The organism is Nocardioides sp. Z24_21 (genome assembly GCF_058134345.1).
In genome coordinates this window covers 486,230-504,704 of sequence record NZ_JBYTTH010000001.1, presented here as the reverse complement: position 1 = coordinate 504,704, position 18,475 = coordinate 486,230, and the positions used below count along the sequence as shown (strand labels likewise).

At 74.0% G+C, this 18,475-nt stretch carries 19 protein-coding genes; 12 read left to right on the top strand and 7 right to left on the bottom strand.

Going from position 1 to position 18,475, the window contains the following annotated elements; all coding sequences use genetic code 11:
• Positions 1 to 11 precede the first annotated feature (11 nt).
• The 3 genes from AC3X7Z_RS02435 to AC3X7Z_RS02425 are packed head-to-tail and all read left to right on the top strand — an operon-like array spanning position 12 to position 2,731.
• Positions 12 to 296: a DUF3039 domain-containing protein gene (locus AC3X7Z_RS02435; protein WP_186340709.1), complete on the top strand. Its 285-nt coding sequence runs from the start codon at positions 12 to 14 to the stop codon at positions 294 to 296.
• Positions 293 to 2,071, top strand: coding sequence for a DEAD/DEAH box helicase (locus AC3X7Z_RS02430; RefSeq protein ID WP_186340710.1), 1,779 nt, complete (start codon positions 293 to 295; stop codon positions 2,069 to 2,071). The genes AC3X7Z_RS02435 and AC3X7Z_RS02430 overlap by 4 nt, the downstream gene beginning before the upstream one ends.
• 24 nt (positions 2,072 to 2,095) lie before the next feature.
• Positions 2,096 to 2,731 carry an IclR family transcriptional regulator gene (locus AC3X7Z_RS02425; protein WP_489974884.1) on the top strand — a complete coding sequence of 212 codons (636 nt, stop codon included), beginning with the start codon at positions 2,096 to 2,098 and terminating at the stop codon, positions 2,729 to 2,731.
• A gap of 10 nt (positions 2,732 to 2,741) precedes the next feature.
• Here the strand turns inward: AC3X7Z_RS02425 and AC3X7Z_RS02420 are convergent, their stop codons facing one another.
• On the bottom strand, positions 2,742 to 3,239 hold the full coding sequence (locus tag AC3X7Z_RS02420) for an Lrp/AsnC family transcriptional regulator (RefSeq protein WP_186340712.1): 498 nt from the start codon (positions 3,237 to 3,239) through the stop codon (positions 2,742 to 2,744).
• 81 nt (positions 3,240 to 3,320) lie between these two features.
• Here AC3X7Z_RS02420 and hppD point away from each other — a divergent pair, with 81 nt between their 5' ends.
• Together hppD and AC3X7Z_RS02410 are read left to right on the top strand one after the other, a co-directional pair.
• Positions 3,321 to 4,553 carry a 4-hydroxyphenylpyruvate dioxygenase gene (gene hppD, locus AC3X7Z_RS02415; protein WP_186340713.1) on the top strand — a complete coding sequence of 411 codons (1,233 nt, stop codon included), beginning with the start codon at positions 3,321 to 3,323 and terminating at the stop codon, positions 4,551 to 4,553.
• Positions 4,554 to 4,616: 63 nt separating this feature from the next.
• A complete protein-coding gene (locus AC3X7Z_RS02410) occupies positions 4,617 to 5,414 on the top strand; it encodes a helix-hairpin-helix domain-containing protein (protein WP_489974883.1) in 798 nt (265 codons plus the stop codon).
• 3 nt (positions 5,415 to 5,417) lie between these two features.
• Here the strand turns inward: AC3X7Z_RS02410 and AC3X7Z_RS02405 are convergent, their stop codons facing one another.
• Positions 5,418 to 6,017, bottom strand: a complete 600-nt coding sequence (locus AC3X7Z_RS02405; RefSeq protein ID WP_186340715.1) for a LysE/ArgO family amino acid transporter — start codon at positions 6,015 to 6,017, stop codon at positions 5,418 to 5,420.
• 72 nt (positions 6,018 to 6,089) lie between these two features.
• Between AC3X7Z_RS02405 and AC3X7Z_RS02400 the strand changes: the two genes are divergently transcribed.
• From AC3X7Z_RS02400 to AC3X7Z_RS02390, 3 genes are all read left to right on the top strand, one after another.
• Positions 6,090 to 7,001 (top strand): LysR family transcriptional regulator ArgP, encoded by a 912-nt coding sequence (locus AC3X7Z_RS02400; protein ID WP_186340716.1) that lies wholly within the window; start codon positions 6,090 to 6,092, stop codon positions 6,999 to 7,001.
• Between the two features lie 110 nt (positions 7,002 to 7,111).
• A complete protein-coding gene (locus AC3X7Z_RS02395; RefSeq protein ID WP_489974882.1) occupies positions 7,112 to 7,921 on the top strand; it encodes a hypothetical protein in 810 nt (269 codons plus the stop codon).
• A 31-nt stretch (positions 7,922 to 7,952) separates the two neighbouring features.
• On the top strand, positions 7,953 to 8,489 hold the full coding sequence (locus tag AC3X7Z_RS02390) for a DUF1697 domain-containing protein (RefSeq protein ID WP_489974881.1): 537 nt from the start codon (positions 7,953 to 7,955) through the stop codon (positions 8,487 to 8,489).
• 17 nt (positions 8,490 to 8,506) lie between these two features.
• On the opposite strand, the gene AC3X7Z_RS02385 is transcribed toward AC3X7Z_RS02390, so the two are convergent.
• The 4 genes from AC3X7Z_RS02385 to AC3X7Z_RS02370 all read right to left on the bottom strand — a co-directional run bounded on the left by AC3X7Z_RS02385 (position 8,507) and on the right by AC3X7Z_RS02370 (position 14,582).
• Positions 8,507 to 9,082 (bottom strand): nicotinamidase, encoded by a 576-nt coding sequence (locus tag AC3X7Z_RS02385; RefSeq protein WP_489974880.1) that lies wholly within the window; start codon positions 9,080 to 9,082, stop codon positions 8,507 to 8,509.
• Positions 9,083 to 9,204: 122 nt separating this feature from the next.
• Positions 9,205 to 10,350, bottom strand: coding sequence for a methyltransferase domain-containing protein (locus tag AC3X7Z_RS02380; protein WP_489974879.1), 1,146 nt, complete (start codon positions 10,348 to 10,350; stop codon positions 9,205 to 9,207).
• A gap of 117 nt (positions 10,351 to 10,467) precedes the next feature.
• On the bottom strand, positions 10,468 to 13,221 hold the full coding sequence (locus AC3X7Z_RS02375) for an AAA family ATPase (protein WP_489974878.1): 2,754 nt from the start codon (positions 13,219 to 13,221) through the stop codon (positions 10,468 to 10,470).
• A gap of 59 nt (positions 13,222 to 13,280) precedes the next feature.
• On the bottom strand, positions 13,281 to 14,582 hold the full coding sequence (locus AC3X7Z_RS02370; RefSeq protein ID WP_489974877.1) for a nicotinate phosphoribosyltransferase: 1,302 nt from the start codon (positions 14,580 to 14,582) through the stop codon (positions 13,281 to 13,283).
• Between the two features lie 18 nt (positions 14,583 to 14,600).
• Between AC3X7Z_RS02370 and clpS the strand changes: the two genes are divergently transcribed.
• Genes clpS through AC3X7Z_RS02350 form a run of 4 tightly spaced genes read left to right on the top strand, consistent with a single transcriptional unit; the run spans position 14,601 to position 17,108 of the window.
• Positions 14,601 to 14,906: an ATP-dependent Clp protease adapter ClpS gene (gene clpS, locus AC3X7Z_RS02365; protein WP_186340722.1), complete on the top strand. Its 306-nt coding sequence runs from the start codon at positions 14,601 to 14,603 to the stop codon at positions 14,904 to 14,906.
• Positions 14,907 to 14,932: 26 nt separating this feature from the next.
• The gene (locus tag AC3X7Z_RS02360) at positions 14,933 to 15,292 is read left to right on the top strand and encodes a VOC family protein (RefSeq protein WP_489974876.1); all 360 of its coding nucleotides are present in this window, start codon (positions 14,933 to 14,935) and stop codon (positions 15,290 to 15,292) included.
• Position 15,293: 1 nt separating this feature from the next.
• Positions 15,294 to 15,884 (top strand): DUF2017 domain-containing protein, encoded by a 591-nt coding sequence (locus AC3X7Z_RS02355; RefSeq protein ID WP_489974875.1) that lies wholly within the window; start codon positions 15,294 to 15,296, stop codon positions 15,882 to 15,884.
• An 18-nt stretch (positions 15,885 to 15,902) separates the two neighbouring features.
• Entirely contained in the window at positions 15,903 to 17,108 is a 1,206-nt protein-coding gene (locus AC3X7Z_RS02350; protein WP_489974874.1) for a DUF429 domain-containing protein, read from the top strand.
• A gap of 32 nt (positions 17,109 to 17,140) precedes the next feature.
• Here AC3X7Z_RS02350 and AC3X7Z_RS02345 read toward each other — a convergent pair whose 3' ends face one another.
• Entirely contained in the window at positions 17,141 to 18,394 is a 1,254-nt protein-coding gene (locus AC3X7Z_RS02345; RefSeq protein ID WP_489974873.1) for an MFS transporter, read from the bottom strand.
• Positions 18,395 to 18,475: the final 81 nt, after the last annotated feature.

Genomic DNA, 18,475 nt, shown 5'->3' with positions numbered 1-18,475 from the left:
GCTTGCCCATCATGAGCACCATCGGATTCTCCCCGGGCAGCCAGACGATCGAAGAGCGTCAGACCGTCCCGACGGACGAGGGTGACCACGAGCGCTTCTCGCACTACGTCCCCAAGGACAAGCTCACCGAGGCCATGGTGATGGGCACCCCGGTGATCGCGCTGTGCGGCAAGGTCTGGGTGCCCTCCCGCTCCCCGGAGAAGTACCCCGTGTGCCCGGAGTGCAAGGAGATCTGGGACTCGATGAACCCGGGCAAGCCCGGCGACGGCTCCGACGGCTCGGGCCCCGAGGCGTGACGGGGCGGCCCGACGCGCCGCTGCCTCCCGCGTGGCCCGACCGGGCCGCCTGGGGCACCGCGCCCTCCCTCCGTGCCTGGCAGCAGGCGGCGATGGACGTCTACCTGTCCCGCCAGCCCCGCGACTTCCTCGCGGTCGCCACGCCCGGCGCCGGCAAGACGACATTCGCGCTGACCGTCGCGGCCGACCTGCTGAGCCGGCGGCTGGTCGACCGGATCACCGTCGTCGCGCCCACCGAGCACCTCAAGACGCAGTGGGCCGAGGCCGCGGCCCGCGCCGGGATCCCGATCGACCCCACCTACTCGGCGGGCAAGGGCAGGACCTCCGACGACTACGTCGGCATCGCGGTGACCTACGCCGGGGTGGCGGTCAACCCGCTCGCCATGCGCATCCGCACCGAGCGCTTCAAGACGCTGGTGATCCTCGACGAGATCCACCACGCCGGCGACGCGCTGTCGTGGGGTGAGGGCGTGCGCGAGGCGTTCGACCCGGCGACCCGCCGGCTGGCGCTGACCGGCACCCCGTTCCGCTCCGACATCAACCCGATCCCGTTCGTCACCTACGCCCCCGGCGAGGACGGGATCCCGGTCTCGGCCGCCGACTACACCTACGGCTACGCCCACGCCCTGGCCGATCACGTCGTGCGCCCGGTGATCTTCATGGCCTACTCCGGTGAGATGCAGTGGCGCACCCGGGCCGGTGACGAGGTCGTCGCCCGGCTGGGCGAGCCGCTCACCAAGGACATGCACGCCCAGGCGCTGCGCACGGCCCTCGACCCGAAGGGATCGTGGATCCCGGCGGTGCTGGAGGCGGCCGACACGCGCCTGTCGGAGGTACGCCGCCACGTGCCCGACGCCGGCGGGCTGGTGATCGCCGGCGACCAGGAGACGGCGCGCGCCTACGCCGGGCTGCTGAAGAAGATCACCGGCGAGTCGCCCACCGTCGTGCTGTCCGACGAGAAGGGCTCGTCGAAGAAGATCGCGAAGTTCACCGCCTCCGACGACCGCTGGATGGTGGCCGTCCGGATGGTCTCCGAGGGCGTCGACGTGCCGCGCCTGGCGGTCGGGGTCTGGGCGACCACCGTCTCCACGCCGCTGTTCTTCGCCCAGGCGGTCGGCCGCTTCGTCCGCGCCCGCTCGCGCGGCGAGACCGCGTCGGTGTTCCTGCCGTCGGTGCCGCACCTGCTGGAGTTCGCCTCCGACATGGAGGCCCAGCGCGACCACGTGCTGGGGCGCCGGGTCACCGACGAGGACGACATCTTCGCCGCGGAGGAGGGGCTGCTCGCCGAGGCGCAGCAGGGGGAGTCCGCCTCCGACGAGCTCGAGATGTCGTGGGAGGCGCTGGGCTCCACCGCGTCCTTCGACCACGTGCTCTACGAGGGTGCGCAGTTCGGCCACTCCGGCGAGGTCAACGTGGGCTCGGAGGAGGAGATGGACTTCCTCGGCATCCCCGGCCTGCTCGAGCCCGACCAGGTCCGCGAGCTGTTGCACTCGCGCCAGAGCGAGCGCGCGCGCAAGCAGCGCGCCGACGGCGCCGGGGACCGGGTGGTCGACTCGGTGCAGGAGCTCAGCACGCACCAGCAGCTCGGCGTGCTCCGGCGCGAGCTCAACGGGCTCGTCGCCGCCTGGCACCACCGCACGGGCCAGGCGCACGGCATCACCCACAACGCGCTGCGCAAGGAGTGCGGCGGCCCGCCGGCGGCGGTCGCCAACGCCGAGCAGCTGCACGAGCGGATCAACCGGATCCGCGAGTGGGCGGTGCGGCAGACCTCCTGAGGCTCGCACTGCCATAGTGGGCACGTGGCGACCGAGACCTCGCAGACGCTCGACCGTGGCCTGCGGGTGCTCGAGGTCCTGGCCGAGAGCCCCGAGGGGCTGACCGTCACCGAGCTCTCCCACCGGCTCGAGGTCAACCGCACGGTCGTCTACCGGCTGATCAGCACCCTCGAGCAGCACGGCCTCGTGCGCCGCGACGCGCGCTCGCGGCTCTTCATCGGCCTGGGCGTGCTCCACCTCGCCAGCGGCGTGCAGCCGCTGCTGCGCGACCTCGCGCTGCCCGAGCTGCGCCGGCTCGCGGAGGCGCTCGGCGCGACCGCCCACCTCACGGTCGCCGACGGCGAGGAGGCGCTCGCGCTGGCCGTCGTCGAGCCGACCTGGACCGACTTCCACGTCTCCTACCGCGTCGGCGCCCGCCACCCCCTGACCCAGGGCGCGGCCGGCAAGGCCATCGCGCTGGCCGACGTCGACGAGCCGGCGTACGCCGTGACCAGCGGCGAGCTGCAGACCGGCGCCCGCGGGCTCGCGGCGCCCGTGCGCGGCGTCGAGGGGCTGCGGGCGAGCGTGGGCATCGTGACGCTCGACGGCGCCATCGACGAGGACGCCGTCGCGCCGCAGGTGATCGCCGCCGCGGCTGCGGTCGCCCGACGGCTCGGGTGACGCGGGCGCCCTAGGGGGTCGGCGGCTCCGGGGTCGGCCGCACGGCGGCCCGGGCCAGGGGCACCACCCGGTGGGAGATCTGCGTCGCCAGCGCGATCACCGTCGTCGAGCGGTCGATGCCGGGCTCGGTGAGCACGAGGTCGATCACCCGCTGGAGGTCGGAGTTGGAGCGGGCGACGACGCGCGCCCACATGTCGCCGGCGCCGGTGATCGTGTAGGCCTCCAGCACCTCGGGGATGCCCGCCAGGTGCGCGGCGACGGCCTCGTGGCCGCCGCGGTCGGCCGAGCCCTGGCGGATCTCCAGGGTCAGGAAGGCCGTGACGGGGTAGCCGAGCGCCTCGGGGGAGAGGTCGGGACCCCACCCGGTGATCACGCCGGCGGCGGCCAGCTTGTCCAGGCGCGCCTGCACGGTGCCGCGGGCGATGCCGAGGCGGCGACTCGCCTCGAGCACCCCCAGCCGCGGCTCCCCGGCGAACAGATCGATCACCTTGCCGTCGATCTCGTCCATCAGGCTCCCTTGGTTGGGCAATCTGCTCGATGTTTCGGCGTACTGTTGCACATTGTGCCGTCGGTGGGCAGGGTTCGGACCATGACGACTGACATCGCCTCGACCGGCGGCGCCCTGACCGTGGACGAGATGAAGGCCGACCTCTCCCTCGAGCAGCTGCGCCAGCTCGTCGGCCTCGTGGAGTACGACGCCGACGCCGACCCGTTCCCGGTGACCGGGTGGGACGCGATCTGCTTCGTGGTCGGCAACGCCACCCAGGCCGCGCACTACTACGCCTCGGCCTGGGGCATGGACCTCATCGCCTACTCCGGCCCGGAGAACGGCAACCGCGACCACAAGTCCTACGTCTTGAAGTCGGGCTCGATCAAGTTCGTGCTGAGCGGCGCCGTCGCGCCCGACAGCGACCTCATCGCCCACCACGCCCGGCACGGCGACGGCGTCGTCGACATCGCCCTCGAGGTGCCCGACGTCGACCAGTGCATCGCCCAGGCCCGCCGGGCCGGCGCGACGGTGCTCGTGGAGCCGCAGACCGTGGCCGACGAGCACGGCAAGGTCCGCGTCGCCGCGATCGCGACCTACGGCGAGACCCGCCACACGCTCGTGCAGCGCACCGTCGACGGCGAGACCTACGCCGGCCCCTACCTCCCCGGCTACGTTCCCGTCGCGCCGCGCTGGGAGAAGAAGCCCGACCAGCCCAAGCGCCTGTTCCAGGCCCTCGACCACATCGTCGGCAACGTCGAGCTCGGGCGGATGGACGAGTGGGTCACCTTCTACAACAAGGTGATGGGCTTCGTGAACATGGCCGAGTTCATCGGCGACGACATCGCCACCGACTACTCCGCGCTGATGTCGAAGGTCGTCGCCAACGGCAACCACCGGGTGAAGTTCCCCCTCAATGAGCCGGCGATCGCCAAGAAGAAGTCGCAGATCGACGAGTACCTCGAGTTCTACAACGGCCCCGGCGCCCAGCACCTCGCGCTCGCCACCGGTGACATCCTCACCACCGTCGACGCCCTGCGTGCCAACGGCGTGGAGTTCCTCAACACCCCGGACTCCTACTACGAGGACCCCGAGCTGCGCGCGCGCATCGGCGAGGTGCGGGTGCCGATCGAGGAGCTGCAGAAGCGCGGCATCCTCGTCGACCGCGACGAGGACGGCTACCTGCTCCAAATCTTCACCAAGCCCCTCGGCGACCGGCCCACGGTGTTCTTCGAGCTCATCGAGCGCCACGGCTCGCTCGGCTTCGGCAAGGGCAACTTCAAGGCGCTCTTCGAGGCCATCGAGCGCGAGCAGGACGCCCGCGGCAACCTCTGACCGCGCCCGGCGCGCGGGGCGGGCGCTGGAGACGGCGCGGCCGCCGGTGGGAGACTCGGCGCCATGATGATCCGACCGGCCGAGCTGGCCGCGATCAAGGCCGGGACCGTGGACCTGGCGTTCCGTCGCTGGGCCCGGCCCCGCGTGGTGGTCGGCACCCGGATGCGCACGGCCGTCGGGGTCGTCGAGGTGACCTCCGTCGAGGAGGTCAGCGTGTCGAGCCTGCGCGCCGAGGACGCCCGCCGCGCCGGAGCACAGTCGCTCGTGGCGCTGAAGCAGGCGCTGGCGGCGCGCCCGGACGACCCGGCGTGGCGCATCGGGCTGGCGTACGCCGGTCCGGACCCCCGTGAGACGCTGCGCTCCACCGTGCCGGACGCCGACGAGATCGCGGCCATCAACGCCCGCCTCGACCGCCTCGACGCCGCCTCGTCCACCGGGCCGTGGACGCGCGAGACCCTCGACCTGATCGACCTCAACCCGACGGTGCGCGCCCCCGACCTCGCGGCCCGGGTCGGCCGCGAGACGGCCGACTTCAAGAAGGACGTGCGCAAGCTCAAGGAGCTCGGCCTCACCGAGTCGCTGGCGATCGGCTACCTGCTGTCCCCGCGAGGCGAGGCGGTGGTCGACGCCGGGCTGCCGGCACCGCGCGAGCGCGCCCCCCGCGAGGAGGGCACGCCGCTTCCGAGGAGCATCGGGGCGCCCGCGACCCGGGCGCTGCGCGGGGCGGGGCTGACCACGCTCGAGCAGGTCGCCACCCGCAGCGCCGACGAGCTGGCCGCGATGCACGGCGTCGGCCCGATGGCGATCACCCGTCTCGCGGAGGCGCTGGCCGAGCGCGACCTGGCGTTCGCCGACCGATAGGGGTCAGTGCGCGAGCAGCCCCACGCCGAGGGCGCCCATGACCACCGCGATCGTCGAGTCCAGCACGCGCCAGGCGGCCGGGCGGGCGAACAGGCCGCGCAGCAGCCGTGCCCCGTAGCCCAGTCCGAAGAACCACAGCAGGCTCGCGACGAGGGTGCCGGCGAGGAACCACCAGCGGTCGGTGCCGAAGCTGTTGGCCACCGTGCCCAGCATCAGCACCGCGTCGAGGTAGAAGTGCGGGTTGAGCCAGGTCAGCGCGAGCGTCAGGAGCACCGCGCGGCCCGGGGTGAGTGCGGTGCCCTCGCCCGCCTCGAGCCCCTTCGGCCGCCACGCGCGCATCGCGGCGTGCAGGCCGAAGGCGATCAGGTAGAGCCCGCCGAGCAGCTGGGCGAACGGCAGCACGCCCGGCCACCGCTCGAGGACGACGCCCAGGCCGGCCACTCCCGCCGTGATCGCCACGACGTCGGAGAGCAGGCAGGTCAGCACGATCGGCAGCACGTGCTGACCGCGGATCCCCTGGCGCAGGAGGAACGCGTTCTGCGCGCCGATGGCGACGATGAGAGCGAGTCCGGTCAGCAGACCGGCGAGAGCAACCTGGAACACGTGGTCAACGGTAGGTCGCGTGTGTGGTGCAATCCAGCGAACTATTCTGAGGAATCATTAGGATGTCTTGTTATGAAAGACATCACCCAGCTCGACCCTGTGGCTCTCCGCACACTCGCCGTCGCGGTGCGCCTCGGCACCTTCGAGGCGACCGCTCGCGAGCTGCACGTCACGCCGTCGGCGGTGAGCCAGCGCATCAAGGCGCTGGAGACCCGGATCGGCCGGGTGCTGCTCCACCGCGTCAAGCCGTTGGAGCCCACGGAGGCGGGCCAGGTGCTGGTGCGACTGGCCACCCAGACCGAGCTGCTCGAGCGCGAGGCCGTCGCCGAGCTGGTGGAGGAGACCGGCGGCGGCACGACGTCGTACGCCTCGCTCCCGATCGCCGTCAACGCCGACGCGCTCTACGGCTGGTTCGTCGACGCGCTCGCCGAGGTGCAGTCGCGCCACCGGGTCGTCTTCGAGGTGGTCCGCGAGGACCACACCCGCACCGCCGAGCGGCTGCGGCGCGGCGAGGTCGTGGCGGCGATCACCGGTGAGCCCAAGCCGGTGCCGGGCTGCCGGGTGGTGCGCCTGGGCCGGCTCCGCTACGCCGCCGTCTCCACCCGCGACTTCCACGCCGCCCACTTCGCCGACGGCGTCGCCTCGGGCTCGCTGGGCGAGGCGCCGATCGTGGCGTTCGACCGCAACGACTCGCTCCAGCACGACTTCATCCGCCGCGTCACGCGGCGCCACCTCGCGCCGCCGGTGACCTACGTGCCGTCGGTGCGCGAGTTCGACCGGGCCATCCGGGTCGGCATGGGGTGGGGCCTGCTGCCCGAGTCGGACGTCGTCGACGAGCTCGACCGCGGCGACCTCGTCGAGCTCGTGCCGGGCCGCCGGCCCGAGGTGCCGCTGTTCTGGCAGCACTGGCGCCTCGGCTCCGCGCTGGTCGACGACCTGACCGACGCCGTGGTCGGCGCCGCCCGCGGGTGGATGGCCGGTTGAGGGCCGCACTCGATCGGATCCGGGATTCGGCTGACAGGCGACGGTGCCGGACCTAGGCTCCGAGCCAGATCGAGCACGGAGCTCATCACCGACCTGATCGGGGAAGGCCAGTGACACGTCGTCGAGCCGCAGGGCGTGCCGTCGCCGCCTGCGCGGGCCTCCTGCTCACCCTCGCCGCGTGCGGGGGATCGGGCGAGACCGCCGCGACCGACGGCGCCGAGGGCGTGCTGCTGGAGGACGAGCAGCTCGACGCGATCAAGGGCCAGGTCGACAAGATGGGCCTCGTCGAGTGGCACGGCCAGCTGCTGACGAAGAACCCGGACAACGGCGGCAAGCGGATCTTCGACCTTGACGGCCGCTACAGCCCGTCCACCGGCTACAGCGAGCTCTCGATGGACTCCGCGATCGACGGCAACCGCCAGCAGGTCGACTACCTCGTCGTCGCCGGCCGCACCTACTTCAACAGCGAGGTCTGGGGCCCCAACGCCTCCGACTGCTGGGCCGACATCACCGGCGACGAGTCTCGCAGCTGGGGCCTGCCGACCGACCTCGACCCGACCTGGCCGGTCGTCGCGGCCCGGGCGATCCGGCTCGCCGGCGACGGCGTCGCGGTGGGCGTGCCGGCGCGCACGGTGATCACCGGGATGCCGCGCGGTCTCTTCCCGTCCGTGCCTCCCGCGCTCGACAAGATCGAGGCCGGCGCGGTCGTCACGCCGCACGGCCACCTGATCGAGGTCGGCGTCGACGTCGTGAACATGTGGAACGACGTCCCCGCCGCCGCGCGCTCCGCCATCGAGACCCGCAAGGCCGGCTGGTGGGCGATGACGATGAAGGAGTCGCAGAACGATGCGAACATCACGCCGCCCAAGCACGTCTTCGACCCGGTCGTGACGCCGCCCAGCCAGTGCAAGCGCGGCTGACCCCACGCCGGTTCGGGGGGATACTCCCGGCATGCCCACCTACATCGCCTTCCTGCGCGCGATCAACCTCGGCGCGAAGCGGAAGTTCCCCAAGGACGCGATCCGCGCCGCGACGGAGGCGGCTGGCGGCACCGACGTGGAGACCTACATCAACACCGGCAACGTCCGGCTGACGCACCCGGCCCGCTCGGTGGCCAAGGTGCAGGCGGTGCTGGAGCAGGCGTACGCCGCCGAGGCCGGCTTCGAGGTGCCGACCGTGGTGTTCACCGCACCAGACCTCGCCGCGCTCGCTGCCCGGGGGGAGGAGCTGCACGCCCGCCACGACCCCGCGGGCCAGCACTACGTGTCGTTGTACGCCGACCCGCCGCCCGCAGCGGCCGTCGACGCGGTCCACGCCCTGGCTCACCCCGGCGAGACCGTGGTCGTCGACGGCCGCGCCGCCTACGTGCTGCTCGACGGCGACATCCACACCTCGAGGGTGATGGCGGCGAAGGAGCTCGCCGCGCTCGGCCGAGGGACCGCCCGCACCATCAAGGTGCTCCGCACGGTCACCCAGAAGTGGTGCTGAGACCGCTCGCGGAGCCGTCAGGCGATCTCCACCCCGGCGCGCGCCAGCTCGGTGATCGCCGCGGCCGAGGACTCCTCGGCGACCCCGGCGCACAGCGCGGTGAGCACCCGGGTCGTGAACCCCTCGGCGATGGCGTCGAGCGCCGTCGCGCGGACGCAGTGGTCGGTGGCGATGCCGCACACGTCGACCTCGTCGACCTGCCGGGCCCGCAGCCACTCGGCCAACGGCTCGCCCGACGAGGTACGCCCCTCGAAGCCGCTGTAGGCGGCCGCGTGCTCGCCCTTGTAGAAGACCTCGTCGAAGGGCTGGGGGTCGAGGTTGGGGTGGAACGCCGCGCCCTCCGTGCCGACCTTGCAGTGCACCGGCCACGAGTCGGTGAAGTCGGGCTTGGCCGACCAGTGCGGCCCGGGGTCGACGTGGTGGTCCTTCGTGGCGAGGACGGCGTCGTAGGCCGGGGCGTCCTCGGCCCGCGCGTGCCAGCGGTGGAGCAGGTCGTTGATGCCGGCCGCCACGTGGGCGCCGCCCGTGACGGGAAGCGAGCCGCCCTCGCAGAAGTCGTTCTGGACGTCGACGACGATCAGGGCTCGGGCCATGCCACGAGGCTAGCGGTCCCCGTCGTGGGAGCAGCCCTCCCGCCTCGCGGCAGGAGGGCTGCTCGCGGCCTCGGTCCCCACGGCCGGGCCGGCGCGACAGGGCGCATCCCTGTCCGCGTCGTTCAGCGGCGGGTGGCCGTGACGAGGCGGTACTCCCAGTCGCACACCAGGTGGCCGGACCCCTCGCGGCGGTCGTGCGACTCGGCGAGCGCGACCAGGTCGGCCCGGAGCGCGGCGCGCCCCTGGTCGTCCAGCCGGCTCGCCGCCGCGAACGTGGGCCCGTAGTAGGTGAGGAACAGGTCGGCGAAGGCTCCGGCGTCGGTGAAGCGCTGGGTCACCGTGGCGGTCTGCGACCGCAGGTCTCCCACCCCCTCGCCGAGCAGGCCGGCGACGACCTCCTCCGTGCCCCAGCGGGTCGCGGGCCGGGCGCCGGGCGGCGGCGCGGCGTGCGCCCCGACAGTGCGCAGCATGCCGCCCACGAACCCCTCCGGGGTCCAGCTCGCGAGCCCGATCCGCCCGCCGGGGCGGGTCACCCGGACGAGCTCGCGCCCGGCGGCGTCGGGGTCGGCGGCGAACATGACGCCGATCGCCGACAGCACGACGTCGAAGGACGCGTCGTCGTGCGGCAGGTGCTCGGCGTCGGCCTCGGTGAGGTCGACGGCGACGTCCTCCGCGGCGGCCCGGCGCCGGGCGATCTCGAGCAGCGCCGGGACGTAGTCGATGCCGACCGCCTCGGCGCCGCGGCGCGCGGCGGCCAGGGCGACGTGCCCCGTGCCGGTGGCGACGTCGAGCACCCGGTCGGCCGGGCCGACGCCGACGTGGTCGACGAGGTGCTCCGACACCGGGACGGTCAGGGCGGCGATCTTGTTGTAGTCGCCGCTGCTCCAGACCTTCTGCTGCTTGTCGCGCAGCTCGGTGAGGTCCGGGCTGGGACTCGGGGTGGTGCTGCTGCCGATGCTGGTCATGCTGGTTCCTTTCGTGGTGCCGACCGGCGTCTCGGGAACGCCGGCGACGGACGTGGTGGCCGCCGAGACGTGCTCGAGCCGGAGCCCGGCCCGTCGCACCGCCTCGGCGACCAGGTGGGCCGAGTCGGCCTCGTAGAGCAGGAAGCACGTCTCGTCCTCGGGGACGAAGATCGACCTCAGGCAGCGCACGGCCCGGCCCTCGCGGGACAGGTCCGCGCCGGCCCGCTCCGCCAGCGCGACCTGATGCCGCGCGGCGGCGTGGTCGCCCCGGGCGACGTAGAGCTCGACGAGGTACTCGGCCATGTCTCCACCGTGCGCGCCCATGAGGGTCCGCGAAACTGTGGATGACCCGAGGAAATGGCCGGGGAGGAACCCCAGTCGACACGACCGACCGGCGCTGGTCGGCTCACTCCGGTCGGGTCACTCCGGTCGGGTCACGCCGGCGTCGAGCTCGGCGAGGCGGGGCGCGAGCTCCATCCGGGAGCGGATCTCGAGCTTGGTGTAGGTGTTGCGGAGGTGGAACTCCACGGTGCTGACGGTGACGACGAGGGCCCGGGCGATCTCCTTGTTGGCCAGTCCCTGCGCCGCGAGGTCCGCCACCCGGCGCTCGGCGGTCGTCAACCGGCCGGGGGAGCCCGGGCGCCTGGCGCCGACGCGCTCCAGCTCGCCGCGCGCGGCGTCGGCCCAGCCGGGGGCGTGCTGCGCCTCGAAGAGGCCGACCGCGCACTCCAGGGACGCGCGGGCCGCGCCCCACTTGCGCGAGCGGCGCTGCGCCCGGCCGAGGGCGAGCCAGGTGCGGGCGGCGTCGGCGACCAGCCCGCGGTCGTCGTAGCCCGACGCAATGCCGGCCAGTGCGGCGGCGTCGGCGTCCGACCACGCCCGGGCCAGCGCGATGGTCGCCGAGCCGCGGGCCGCGGCCTGCCGGGCCCAGTCGTGGTCCTGCAGGTCGGCGGCGTCGGCCAGCGCGTCGACGACCTGGCGCGCCTCGTCGAGGGAGTCGGTGCTGCCGACCTCGGCGAGGGCCTCGACGAGGTCGGGGGCGGCCGGGAAGGCGCCGGGGTCGAGCACGCCCGCGTCGCGTGTGTGCGCCCACACCGCGCGCAGCCGGCTGGCGGCCTCGTCGGGCCGGTGGTCGAGCAGGTCGGCCACGCCCGCCGCCCGGGTGGCCTCCAGCCAGTCCCACTGGACGCCCGTGTCCTCCGCCTGGGCGACGGCGCGCTGGGCCCAGTCGCGCGCCGCCGCGGGGTCGCCGCGGCCGGCGGCGAGCAGGCTGCGGCAGCGCTCGTACATCGGCCAGTGCAGCAGGCTGCTGTCGGTCGAGGCCGCCCACTCGTCGAGCAGCGCCTCGGCGGCGTCCCACCCGCCCAGGCGCAGCTCGAGCTCGCACAGGTGGAGCCGGGCGAGCGCGTAGGAGTTGGGCTCGCCGCGCTCGGCGGCGAGCCCGCGGAACGCCTCGAAGCGCTCGCGGGCCGGGCCCGGCTCGCCGCGCCACACGTGCTGCTGGCCGGCCACCCGGCCCGGGGTGCGGGCCAGGTAGGTCGACCGGCTGGCCAGCGCCTCGTAGCGCTCGAGGAGGTCGTCGAGCGGCCGCCCGCGCAGGGCCGAGGTCCACACCCGCGTGTAGAGCGCGAGGCGCTGGTCGCCGCCGGTGCCGGTCGCGGAGGCCTCGACGGCCTGGGCGGCGCGCGCGTCGGCGAGCGCGACGTGGCGCACCGCGATGACGGCCTCGTTCTCGGCGAGGTGGCACAGGACGCGCAGGCGCAGGTCGTGGTCGTCGCCGGCCTCGTCGAGGGCCTGTTGGAGCAGCGCGCGGATGTCGGCGTTGCCGCGCACCACGCCGCCGGTGAGCAGGACGTAGGCCCGGACCCGGTCGGCGCGGTCGGGCAGCGTCGCCGCGCGGGAGCCGAGCAGCGCTGTGAGGCGCTGCTTCTCCCCGGCCATGTGCAGCACCTTGGCCAGCACCATCACGCGTGCCGCGTCGGGCTCGCCGGCCGGTGTCAGGCGCAGGGCGTGGGTCGCGACGTCGGCGGCGAGCCGGATCGAGCCGCGGGCGATGGCCCGCGTGGCGGCACCGTCGAGCCGCTCGGCGAGGAGGGCGTCGGGCTCGGTGGCGGCGAGGGCGAGGTGCTGCAGCATCCGGCAGGGGTCGTCGGCGACGACCGCGGCGAGGTCGGCGTGCAGCCCGCGCACCTCGTCGGGCGACGCCGCCCGCCGCGCCGCCTGCGCGAGGAGGGGGTGCGCCGAACGCACCCGCTCGCCGTCGAGGTCGACGACCCCTGCGGCGGCGGCCTGCTGGAGCGCGTCGGGCCCGAACAGCGCCTGTAGCCGGGGCGCGCGCAGGTCGGCGTCGAGGGCGAGCGCGAGCAGCAGCCGGCGCGTGGTGGGGTCGAGGTCGGCGACCCGCAGGCCGAGGAGGTCCTCGACCGCGTCGGGCACCGGGAGCTCGTCGCCCAGCGTCGCCGGGTCGCGCCGGGCCAGCAGCCGGCCCACCTCGAGGGCGAACAGCGGGTTGCCCAGCGTGGTGTCGTAGACGCGACGGAGCAGGTGGTGCGGCAGCCGGAGCCCGAGCCGGGTCGCGAGGATCTGGCGGGTGCCGCCGAGCGTGGTGGCGCGCACGACGAGGTGCTCGACCCGGCCCTCGCGGAACGCCCGCTCGACCGCGGTCGGCGCTCCGGGGCGGCGGGAGAGCACGACGGTCACGTCGTCGGGGAGGCGGCGCGCGACGTAGGCGAGCGCGGTCAGGGAGGAGGCGTCGAGCCACTGCAGGTCGTCGACGGCGACGAGCAGTCGCTGGTGGCGGGCCAGCGTCCGCAGCGCGGACAGCAGGGCGAGCGAGACGACCTGCTCCGTGGGCGGCTGCTCGCCGGGGTCGGCACGGTAGAGCGCCACCGCGAGGGCGTGCAGCTGGGGCGCCGGCATCTCCAGCTCCTCGACCTCGACCTCGTCGAGCAGATCGATGAGCCCCGCGAACGGCAGCTCCGTCTCGGACGCACTGGCCCGCGCCGCCAGCACGCGCAGGCCGCGGTCGCGCCCGCCGGCCAGCGCCTGCTCCCAGAGGCTGGTCTTGCCCACGCCCGGCTCGCCCTCGAGCACCAGGGCCCGCACCGGGGTCGGCTCCTGGTCGAGCACCCCGGCGATGACTGCGAGCTCGGCGTCGCGCGCGACGAGACCCATGGGGGCATGATCGCAGCCGTCGGCCCCGAGGGCATCGACAATTCGGGGCAGGTGGGGCGCTACCCGCCGAGGTGGACCGTGGGGATGACCGGCTCGCCCGCCGACATCATCGTGACGGCGCGCGGGAGCTCGGCGACCGACGCGCGGTGCCGGGCCCGGGCCTCGTCGAGCGTGGTCCGCCCGACGACCTCGCCGTCGCGCACCAGGGGGACGAGCAGCGGGCGGTCGTCCCCGTCGTCCCCCGGGACCTCGTCGATCCCGACGACCTCCGCCTGGGCGACGCCCGAGGGTCCGCGGCGGCGCAGGGCGTGCTTGCGGCCGCCGATGGACAGCTTGTCGGTCGACCGCTTGGCCACCGACACCAGCTCGCCGTCGGTCCCCTCACGCGCGACGAGCTTGTAGACGAAGCCGCACGTCGGGTGCCCGGAGCCGGTGACCAGCTGCGTCCCGACGCCGTAGGCGTCGACGGGGGCCGCGGCGAGCGCCGCGATGGCGTACTCGTCGAGGTCGCTCGTCACCACGATCCGGGTGTCGTGGGCGCCGAGGCCGTCGAGCTGGGCGCGCACCTCGCGGGCCAGGTCGCCGAGGTCGCCCGAGTCGAGCCGCACCGCACCGAGCCCGGTGCCGGCCACCTCGACGGCGAGTCGCACCGCCTCGGCGACGTCGTAGGTGTCGACCAGCAGCGTGGTGCCCACGCCGAGCGTCTCGACCTGCGCGCGGAACGCGTCGGCCTCGGCGTCGTGCAGCAGCGTGAACGAGTGGGCCGCGGTGCCGGTGGAGGGTACGCCGTAGCGGGCCCGGGCCGCGAGGTTGCTCGTGGCGTCGAAGCCGGCGACGTACGCCGCCCGGGCGGCCGCGACCGCCGCGTCCTCGTGGGTGCGGCGCGCGCCCATCTCGATGCACGGGCGGCCGTGGGCGGCCAGCACCATCCTCGACGCGGCCGAGGCGATGGCGGAGTCGTGGTTGTAGATCGACAGCAGGACCGTCTCGAGGAGCACGGCCTCGGCGAAGGTGCCCTCGACGACCATCAGGGGTGAGTGGGGGAAGTAGGCCTCGCCCTCGGCGTAGCCCCACACGTCACCGGTGAAGCGGTAGGAGGCGAGCCAGTCGAGCATGCCCGGGTCGACGATGCCCTCGAGCGCGGTGAGCGCCGCCGCGTCGAAGCGGAAGTCCTCGATCGCGTCGAGCGCCCGGCCGACCCCGGCGACGACGCCGTAGCGCCGGCCCTCCGGCAGCCGCCGGGGGAACAGCTCGAAGACCGCCCGGCGCTCGGCCGTGCCGGCCTGGCGCGCGGCCTGCACCATGGTCAGCTCGTAGTGGTCGGTCAGGAGCGCGGTCGACGCACGGGGGGAGCTGGTCACGACCCACACTGTGCCACGATGGGACCCGTGTCAGCCGCCAGTCCCGTAGAGGTCGAGCCGACCATCACCCCTGACGAGATCACCTTCCTGGCCAAGCCGTGGGTGACCCTCGTCTGGGACGATCCGGTCAACTTGATGTCCTACGTCTCCTACGTGTTCCAGAAGTACTTCGGCTACGACAAGGCCAAGGCCGAGAAGCTCATGCTCGAGGTGCACACCGACGGCAAGTCGGTGGTCTCGACGGGCACGCGTGAGGAGATGGAGCGCGACGTGCAGGCGATGCACGAGTACGGCCTCTGGGCGACGATGGAGAAGGCGTCGTAGTGCACCGGTCCCGCATCTCCGTGGTCATGATCGACCACCCCGAGGAGACCTACGACCCCGCGGCCGCGTTCTGGGCCGCCGCGCGGGGCGGTCGTCGTACGACCAACGAGGAACCCGCCTTCGAGTCGCTGGAGCGGCTGCCGGGCAACGTCGCGCTCGAGCTCCAGCGCACCGGCAGCGGCACTCCACCGCGCGTGCACCTCGACCTCGAGACCGACGACGTGGACGCCGAGGTGGCCCGCCTCGAAGCGCTCGGCGCCACCGTGCAGAGCCGACACGACACCTGGGCGGTGCTCACCGACCCGGGCGGGCTGGTGTTCTGCGTGGTCCCCGTGTGGACCGACCAGGCCGACTTCGACCGCCACGCGACCACGTGGGGGGCCTGACGTGAGCGGCTTCGAGCGACACCGCAGGTCCGGGCGCGTCATCGCTACCTTCTCCGGGTTCGAGGCCGACCTCCTGCGGTCACTGGCCTCGCAGATGGTCGAGCTGCTGCGCAACGAGCGCGCCGAGCCCGCCGCCCCGAGCGCCGACCCGTTCGACGCGATGATGGCAGAGTTCTCCGGCGCCACGACGATCCCCGACGACCCGGTGCTCGCCCGGCTCTTCCCCACCGCCTATCCCGACGACGAGGAGGCGGCCGCCGACTTCCGCCGCTTCACCGAGGGCGGCCTGCGCGACGGCAAGGCGGCCACGGCCGGCTCGATCATCGACACCCTGGAGGAGGCCGGGCTGCCGTCCGAGCTGGACCAGGACGGCCTTGTCATCGACGTCGAGCTCACCGACGCCGAGGCCGAGACGTGGATGCGCGCCTTCACCGACATCCGGCTCGCGCTGGCCACCCGGCTCGGCGTCGAGGCCGGCGACGAGCACTACTGGCACTCGCTGCCCGACGACGACCCGCGGGCGCAGGCCCACGACATCTACGAGTGGGTGGGCTACCTCCAGGAGACCGTGGTCGAGGCGCTCACCTCGTGAGCGGACGGTGAGCCGCCCGTGAGCCCGGTGCCCGACTTCGTCCTGGCGCTGCGCGAGAGGATCGGGCACGACCCGCTCTGGCTCCCCGGGGTCACCGCGGTCGTCCGCCGCGGCGACCAGGTGCTGCTGGTCAAGCGCGCCGACAACGGCCACTGGACGCCCGTCACCGGGATCCCCGAGCCGGGGGAGGAGCCGGCCGAGGCCGCCGCCCGGGAGGCGCGGGAGGAGACCGGCGTCCGGATCCGGGTGGACCGGCTGGCCTCCACCGGCGTGCACGGCGAGATCGTGCACGCCAACGGCGACCGCGCGTCCTACCTCGACCTCACCTTCGCCTGCACCTGGGTCGAGGGCGAGGCCCACGTGGCCGACGACGAGTCGAGCGAGGTGCGGTGGTGGCCCGTCGGTGCGCTGCCGCCGATGTCGGAGCTGATGACCGCCCGCATCGAGGCCGCCCTCGACGACGACCCCGAGGCACGGTTCGTGCGCCCGCCGGGCCAGCACGACGTCGAGCCGCCGCCCGTCCTCGCACCGCCGGTGCCCGTCCTCGGCGTCGACGCCTGCCCGGCCGGCTGGGTGGGGGTGGTGCTCGACACCGGGCTGCGCGCCTCCGTCTACGTCGCACCCGACATCGCCGGGCTCGTCGACCTGGTCCGCGAGCAGCACGACGTCGCGGTCGCGGCCGTCGACATCCCGATCGGACTGCCCGACGCGGGCGGCCGGAAGGCGGACGCGGAGGCCCGGCGCGCGCTGGTGGGGAAGGCGTCCTCGGTGTTCTCCACGCCGGTGCGGGCCGCGCTCGAGGCGGAGACCTACGAGCTGGCGCGCGCGGCCAACCTCGCCGCGACCGACGGGCGCACCAGCGTGAGCGCCCAGGCCTACGCGCTGCGGGAGAAGGTGCTGCAGGTCGACGCGTGGGTGCGCGGGCGGCCAGGCGTCCTCGTGATCGAGGTGCACCCCGAGCTGAGCTTCGCCCGGATGGCGGGCGCGCCCGTGCGGGCGCGCAAGAAGGACGCCGACGGCGTCCGCGCCCGGCGCGAGGCGCTCGCCGCCCACGGGGTCGTGGCGCCGGCGTGGTTCCGCGGCGCGGGCTTCGGCGAGGACGACCTGCTCGACGCCTGCGCGGCCGCGTGGACGGCCGTGCGCCACGCGCACGGGGTCGCGGAGTCGTACCCCGAGGAGCCCGAGGTCTTCTCCGACGGGGTCCCGGCCGCGATCTGGGCCTGAGCGGCGTACGCCCACCCTGCCCGGGGCGCTGCTCAGCCCGAGTGGGTCAGCACGCCGTAGCGTTCGCGTGAGGCGAGGGCCCAGCGCGAGACGGGCACCGACACCAGCGCCACCGCGAGCATCAGCGCGGCCAGCACCAGCCAGCCGGTCTCGCCCATCTCGACGCAGAGCAGGGTCACCACGGGCGGGCCGACGACGGCGATCACGCTGAACCCCAGCCCGGCGAAGCCCTGGTACTGGCCCTGCTTCTCGTGCGGTGCGAGACCCATCTGGAGCCCCCACTGGCCGCCGGAGCCGATCATCTCGCCGACGACGTGGACCAGCGAGCCGACGACCAGCACGACCACCGCGAAGGTGGCGTCACCCCGGTCGGCCAGGGCGACGATGGCGAAGCCGGCGGCGATCCACACCGCGCCGCGCACCAGCGCGCGGGCGCCCGCCTCGACCGAGTCGGCGCGCCGGGACAGCCGGACCTGGAAGAGCGCGACGCAGGCGGTGTTGACGATGAGCAGGATCGCGACCATGACCGGCGGCGCGGAGGTGCGCTCGGAGATGTAGAGCGCCAGGCCGAGCTCCATCACGAAGAAGTGCAGCGAGAACAGCCCGGTCAGCGCCACCACGACGACGTAGGGCCAGTCGCGCAGCACCGCCAGGCGCGGCTCGCCCTCGACGCGGACGTAGGCCGGCAGGTCGGGCAGCCGCGTGGTGTTCCACGCCGCGAAGCCGGTGAAGACCGCGTTGAGGACGAACACCGAGATGTAGGCCCACGGCTCGTCCACGACGAGGGCCGCGCCGCCGAAGACCGAGCCGAGGCCGATCGCGGTGTTGGTCACCGCCCGGAGGTAGGCCTTGAACTGCACGCCGCGCCCACCCGTGGCGAGCTGGGCGATGACGCCCTGCTGCACGGACCCGGCCGAGCGCTCGAAGAAGGTGAGCAGCGCCAGCAGCAGCGCGAGCTGCCACGGCGTGCGGGCCAGCGCCGGCAGCGCGCTGGTGAGGGCGGCGCCGACCATGAACGCCGTCAGCACCCGCCGCGGTCCCCGGCTGTCGGCGAGCTGGCCGGCCGGCACCTGCACGACGATCCCGACCACGGCCGCGACGGCCATCGCCAACGCGACCTCGGCGGCAGAGAAGCCGACCTGTCGGGTGAAGTAGAGCGCGCTGGTGGTCATCACCGCGCCGGCCCCGAACCGGTTGGCGAACGACCCCAGCGCCAGCACCCGCAGGTCCCGCTCGAGCGGGATCCCCCTCCGGGTCAGCGGTGCGGGCGCGTGCGACGACGACATGACTCTCCTCGACAAAGTATCTCGACGTCGAGACTATGTCGTGAGACGCGGGCCGGCCGCATCGGCCTCGTGCCTACGCTT